General features: G+C 73.9%; 1 protein-coding gene. It reads left to right on the forward strand.

All coding sequences use genetic code 11. The annotated features are described in order from the left end of the window. Positions 1 to 42 precede the first annotated feature (42 nt). A partial coding sequence (locus ACH47Z_RS46970) for an SDR family NAD(P)-dependent oxidoreductase (RefSeq protein WP_399086734.1) occupies positions 43 to 3,818 on the forward strand: 3,776 nt, incomplete at its 3' end.

Genomic DNA, 3,818 nt, shown 5'->3' on the forward strand with positions numbered 1-3,818 from the left:
CATGTGGCCGGCGTCTTCGATTTGGCGGACGCGTGCCGGCTGGTGGCGGCGCGTGCCCGGTTGATGCAGGCGCTTCCCGCCGGGGGTGCGATGGTGGCTGTCGCCGCGCCGGAGGAGGATGTGCTGCCGCATCTGACTGAGGGTGTGTCGGTCGCGGCGGTCAACGCGCCGGGCTCGGTGGTGGTCTCCGGTGAGGAGGCTGCTGTCACGGCGATCGGCGAGCACTTCGAGAACCAGGGTGTGAAGACGACCCGGCTGCGGGTGTCGCATGCGTTCCACTCGGTGCTGATGGAGCCGATGCTGGATGAGTTCATGGCGGCCATCGCGGAGGTGAGGTTCTCGCCGCCGCGGATTGCGGTGGTGTCGGACCTGACGGGTGAGCCGGCGGACATGGCGTCACCGGAGTACTGGGTGCGGCAGGTGCGCTCGGCGGTGCGGTTCGCCGACGGGCTGGCGTGGCTGGCCGAGCAGGGCGTGGACACCTTCGTCGACGCGGGTCCGGACGGGGTCGTGGCCGGTCTGGCCCAGGCGAACTCCGCCGACGCGGTCGCGGTGGCGCTGATGCGCAAGGACCGCGACGGCTTGCAGACCGCGCTCCTCGCCGCCGGTGACCTGTTCGTCCAGGGCGTGCCGATCGACTGGGACGCGTTGTACGCCGACGCCGAGCCCCGCTGGGTGGACTTGCCCACGTACGCGTTCCAGCGGCGCCGCTACTGGCCGCAGGCGTCCATTGCGGGTGGTGATGTGACCGCCGCCGGTCTGGCCTCCGCCGGGCACCCGCTGCTGGGCGCGGTGGTCGCGCTGCCGGGCTCGGACACGGTGGTGCTGACGTCGCGGCTGTCGCTGCGTACGCAGCCCTGGCTGGCCGACCACGCCGTCCAGGGGACGGTGCTGTTCCCCGGTACGGGCTTCCTGGAGCTGGCGATCCGCGGCGCGGACGCCGTGGGCGCCGGTGGCCTGCGCGGACTGGACGTGGAGACGCCGCTGGTCATCCCGGAGTCCGAGAGCGTGCAGGTCCAGGTCGTCGTCGACGACGGCCGGCTGGAGATCTACTCGCGTGCCACCGACGACGACCCGTGGGTCCGGCACGCCACCGCCGTCCTCGGTGACGCCCTCGCCGCCGGGTCCAGCGGGTGGCAGTGGCCGCCCGCGGACGGCTCGCCTGTGGATGTCTCGGGCTTCTACGAGCTGACCGCCGACAGCGGCCTCGTCTACGGACCGGCCTTCCAGGGGCTGCGCCAGGTGTGGCAGGCCGACGGCGCGGTCTTCGCCGAGGTGGCGGTGGCCGAGAACGAGGCCGACCGGGCCCGTAAGTTCGGCGTCCACCCTGCGCTGCTGGACGCCGCGGTGCAGGCGAGCGCCTACGCGGAGCTGGAGCCTGCCCCGGCCGGCCGGCTGCCGATCGGCTTCGCCGATGTGACCCTGCACGCCGAGGGCGCGACCGCGACCCGGGCGCGGGTGGCCCGTACGGGCCCGGACAGCGTCAGCGTGGAACTGGCCGACGGCAACGGCGACCCGGTGCTGACCATCGGCTCCGTGACGCTGGGCGCGCCGCCCGTCTCCGGACCGACGGCCGCGTCCCGGGGCGGGACGGCGCTGGCCCTCGACTGGCCCGAGCTGCCCACGCCGGAGGATGGCACGGACGACGCTCGCTTCGCTTTCGTCCCGGCGCCCGCGACCGATGCCTCATGGCTGCCGGAGGCGGCGTACGCGAGTCTCGAAGACGTCCTCGGCGAGGAGAGCCCGCCGCGGTACGTGGCGCTGGCCGTGTCGGGGGGCGAGCTGGACGACATGGTCCAGGTCGTCCACGCGACGACGCGGTGGGTCCTCGAACAGCTCCAGCACTGGCTGGCCGAGGAGCGCTTCGCCGACACCACCCTGGCCGTCCTCACCCGGGGCGCGATCGCCGCCCACCACGACGAGCCGGTGCCGGACCTCGGCGCGGCCGCGGTGTGGGGCCTGCTGCGCACCGCGCAGATGGAGCACCCGGGCCGGATCCTCCTCGTGGACGCGGAGCCGGGCCAGGACCTCGACGTACGGCAGCTGACCCGGGCGCTGCGCACCGGCGAGCCGCAGCTCGCGCTGCGCGGTGAGACGATCCGGGCGGCGCGGTTGACCCGCGTCGCCCCGCAGGACGGCCCGGAGCCGCACATCGACCCCGAGGGCACGGTGCTGGTCACCGGTGGTACTGGTGGTCTGGGCCGGGAGGTGGCCCGGCACCTGGTCGCCGCGCACGGCGTACGGAGCCTGCTGCTGCTCAGCCGCCGTGGCACCGCGGCCGAGGGCGCGCGGGAGCTGGTCGACGAGCTGACCGCGCAGGGCGCCGACGTCACGGTCGCCGCCTGCGACGTCGGCGACCGTGCTGCGCTGGCCGACGCGCTCGCCGGCGCCTCCCTGACCGGTGTGGTGCACACCGCCGGTGTGGTGGACGACGGGCTCGTCTCGTCGCTGACCGCCGAGCGGCTGGACCGGGTGCTCGTGCCGAAGGTGGACGCGGCCTGGGCGCTGCACGAGCTGACCGCCGAAATGGACCTGTCGTTCTTCGCGGTGTTCTCCTCGCTGTCCGGCATCCTCGGCAACCCGGGGCAGGCGAACTACGCGGCCGGCAACGTCTTCCTCGACGCGCTGATGCAGGCCCGGCGCCACGCCGGCCTCCCGGGCGTCTCGATGGCCTGGGGCGCGTGGACACAGGACGTGGGCCTGACCGCCGCACTGTCCGAGGCCGACATGCGCCGGCTGGCACGCTCGGGCATGCGGCCGCTGTCGGTGCCGCAGGGCCTCGCCCTCTTTGACCGGGCCCTGGCGTCCGAGCGTGCGCTCCTCGGCCTGGCCGACCTGGACATCGCCGCCCTCCGGGCTCGCGACGACCTGCCCGTCTTCTGGTCGCTGGTGGGCGGCCGGGCGCGGCGCCGCGCGGGTGACCAGCGGCAGCTCGCCGATGGCCTGGCCGAGCGGATGGCCGGGCTGAGCGAGCCGGAGCGCGAGGACTACCTCCTCACCCTCATCCACGACCACGCCGCCGCCGTACTCGGCCACGCCTCGGGCCAGCACCTGAACGTCACCACGGCGTTCCGGGAGATGGGCTTCGACTCGCTGATGGGCGTCGAGCTGCGCAACCGCATCAAGCGCGGCACCGGCCTGCCGGTGGCGGACTCGATGGTCTACGACTACCCGACGCCGCTCCGGCTCGCCCAGTACCTGGCGAGCCTGGTCGACGGTGTCGAGCTCCGGGCGGGCGGCACGGTGCCGGGCCGGGTCCTCGCCGACGACGACCGGTTGGCGATCGTCGGCATGGCCTGCCGGTTCCCCGGCGGTGTCACCAACCCGGACGAGCTGTGGAAGCTCATCGCCGAGGGCGGCGACGCCATCTCGGCGTTCCCCGACGACCGCAACTGGGACATCGAGCAGCTCTACGACGCCCAGGGCGCCCGGAGCGGCAGCTCCGTCACCCGCAGCGGCGGTTTCATCGACGCCGACGAATTCGACAGCACCTTCTTCGGCATCTCGCCCCGCGAGGCCCTGGCGATGGACCCGCAGCAGCGCCTGCTGCTGGAAAGCTCGTGGGAGGCGCTGGAGGACGCCGGGATCGACCCGCAGTCCCTGGCCGGCAGCTCCACCGCGGTCATGTTCGGCATCAGCCAGTCGGGCTACGGCGAGCTGGTCAGCCCGCTGGAGGAGACGCAGGGCCACCTGCTGACCGGCGGCGCCTTCAGCGTGGCGTCCGGCCGGGTGGCGTACACGCTGGGTCTTGAGGGCCCGGCGGTGACGGTCGACACGGCGTGCTCGTCCTCGTTGGTGGCGCTGCACCTGGCGGGTCA

Source organism: Streptomyces sp. NPDC020192 (genome assembly GCF_044388685.1).
Classification (GTDB): Bacteria; Actinomycetota; Actinomycetes; order Streptomycetales; family Streptomycetaceae; genus Streptomyces.